The organism is uncultured Rhodoblastus sp. (genome assembly GCF_903903185.1).
In the GTDB taxonomy this organism is placed as follows: domain Bacteria; phylum Pseudomonadota; class Alphaproteobacteria; order Rhizobiales; family Beijerinckiaceae; genus Rhodoblastus.
The window spans coordinates 1-2,230 of record NZ_CAIUXT010000057.1; the positions used below are offsets into that span (position 1 = coordinate 1).

3 protein-coding genes are annotated in these 2,230 nt (G+C 65.1%); 1 reads left to right on the forward strand and 2 read right to left on the reverse strand.

Going from position 1 to position 2,230, the window contains the following annotated elements; genetic code table 11:
* Positions 1-527: sulfatase-like hydrolase/transferase (locus QZY01_RS04605; protein WP_294533939.1), on the reverse strand; the 527-nt coding region annotated here is incomplete at its 3' end.
* Positions 528-1,161: 634 nt separating this feature from the next.
* Here QZY01_RS04605 and QZY01_RS04610 point away from each other — a divergent pair.
* Positions 1,162-1,611, forward strand: coding sequence for a PadR family transcriptional regulator (locus QZY01_RS04610; RefSeq protein ID WP_294533942.1), 450 nt, complete (start codon positions 1,162-1,164; stop codon positions 1,609-1,611).
* A 30-nt stretch (positions 1,612-1,641) separates the two neighbouring features.
* Here QZY01_RS04610 and QZY01_RS04615 read toward each other — a convergent pair whose 3' ends face one another.
* A complete protein-coding gene (locus QZY01_RS04615) occupies positions 1,642-2,106 on the reverse strand; it encodes a molybdenum cofactor biosynthesis protein MoaE (protein WP_294533945.1) in 465 nt (154 codons plus the stop codon).
* Positions 2,107-2,230 lie beyond the last annotated feature (124 nt).

The window sequence follows — 2,230 nt, forward strand, 5'->3', positions numbered from 1 at the left end:
GCGTTCTCCGGCCCCTCCTCGGCGTTCGGGTGATACAGGTTGCCGAAGAATTCGTCGAAGCCGTGGCGGGTGGGCAGCGTGTCGTCGGTGTCGCCGAGATGGTTCTTGCCGAACTGGCCGGTGGCGTAGCCCTGAACCTTGAGCAGTTCGGCGATGGTCGGATCGTCCTTCTGCAAGCCGAGCGGCGCGCCCGGCAGGCCGACCTTGGTGAGGCCGGTGCGCAGGCCGGCCTGGCCGGTGATGAAGGAGGAACGGCCTGCCGTGCAACTCTGCTCGCCGTAATAGTCGGTGAAGATCACGCCCTGAGAGGCGATGGAATCGATATTGGGCGTGCGATAGCCCATCAATCCATTGGTATAGGCGGAAATATTCGACTGGCCGATATCGTCGCCCCAGATGATGACGATATTGGGCTTCCTGCCCGGCTCTTTGGACTCTTGCGCCGCCGCCTGCTGTGCCGGGAAGAACAGCGAAGCGGAAACCAGAGCGAGTCTCATCAAGGTGGATTTCACCGTTCGAAACGCCATGTCCCCTCCCAAATTCTTGTCTTTGCCGCGGCGTCAAAGTCGGAACGACATTGCGCGCCTGGACCGCCGCCAAGCTACACGCTGCACTGGCGGGGTCAATGCGCGGCGCCGCAAATAAGGACGCGAAGCCCCCAGGAATTTCCGCTTGACACAGATAGCGCTAAGATATATCTAATTACATCGTAAGCAAGCCGCCGAGAGCTTCGGCCAGAAAGCGGATCGGGCCAGGAAACGGCGTAGAGCGCAACCGGAACGGGTCCCGCCGACCGGCCAATCCAACGACTCGAACCCAATGGAAGCGGCCCACTTACGCTTTGATCCACCCTGACAAAAGATATATCGGAGATATTATATAATGACACATCACCTTCATCGCCATCGCGGTTTCGGCCGGGAACAAGGCCAGGAACGCGGTCAAGAACGCGGTCAAGAACGCGGTCAAGAACATGGCCGGGAGCACGGACAAGGACCCGAATTCAGGCCCAATCCGGGCGACGGCCCGCGCAGGGGCTGCGGCCATCGCCAGCGAGCATTTTTCGCAGCCGGACCGGGAGGCGGTCCGGGCCGCGGATTTCGCGGCGGATTTCGTGGCGGGGCCCATGGCGAGGGCCACGAGCGCGGCGACCGGCGGCGCATGTTCGAGGGCGGCGAGTTGCGGCTGGTGTTTCTCGCGCTGATGGAAGCCGAGCCGCGCCATGGCTACGACCTGATCCGCGAAATCGAGACCCGCACCGGCGGCGCCTATGCCCCGAGTCCCGGCATCGTCTATCCGACCCTCAGCCTGCTGGAGGAAATCGGCCAGATCGAAGCGCGGGCCCCGGAAGGCGCAAAAAGGCAATTCGCCCTGACCGAGGCCGGCAAGGCCTTTCTCGACGAACATCGCCGCGACGCGGAAACCGCGCTGGCGCGGCTCGATGCGATCGGCCAGCGCGCCCGGCCGCTCGACGCCGGCCCCATCGCCCGCGCGATGCAGAACCTGAAGACCGCGCTCGGCCAGCGGCTGGCCGGCGAACCGGACAAGAAAACCCTGTTCGAAATCGCCGACCTCATCGACGAAGCCGCGCGGAAAATCGAACGGCTGTGAGCGGGACGGCGGGGCGACGCGCCGCCGGCTTCAATCTCCCGAGCGCCAGCGCGACAGCGCCGCCTCGTCGGCGTCCTTCGCCTCGACCCAGAGGCCGGGCGTCCCGTCGGCGCGATGTTCCTTCTTCCAGAACGGCGCGCGGGATTTGAGAAAGTCCATCAGGAATTCGGCGGCGGCGAAAGCCGCCTGCCGGTGGGCGCTGGCGGCCAGCACCAGCACGATGCCCTCGCCGGGCAAAAGCTTGCCGCTGCGATGGATAAGGGTCAGGCCGAGCAGCGGCCAGCGGCTTTCCGCCTCCTGCGCGATTCGCGCCAGTTCCGCCTCGGCCATGCCGGGATAATGCTCGAGCTCCAGAGCGGCCAGCGTCCCCGCCTCGTCGCGGCACAGGCCGACGAAACTGACCAAAGCGCCGATATCCGTGCGCCCGTTGGTTAGCGCGGCGGCCTCGGCGGCGGCGTCGAAGGGTTCTGTCTGCACGCGGATGGTTTTGCGCATTCCTGCATCCCGTCAACCACGCCGGTCGGCTTTCTCCCTTCTCCCCTTGCGGGAGAAGGTGGCGCGAAGCGCGAGACGGATGAGGGGTTTCCAGCCGCGTTAATCGTTGCGCGGCGAGAAACCC

Excerpts from the sequence above, each read along its gene's own strand:
- QZY01_RS04615 (WP_294533945.1), bottom strand. The coding sequence starts at position 2,106 with ATGCGCAAAACCATCCGCGTGCAGACAGAACCCTTCGACGCCGCCGCC.
- QZY01_RS04610 (WP_294533942.1), top strand. The coding sequence starts at position 1,162 with ATGTTCGAGGGCGGCGAGTTGCGGCTGGTGTTTCTCGCGCTGATGGAA.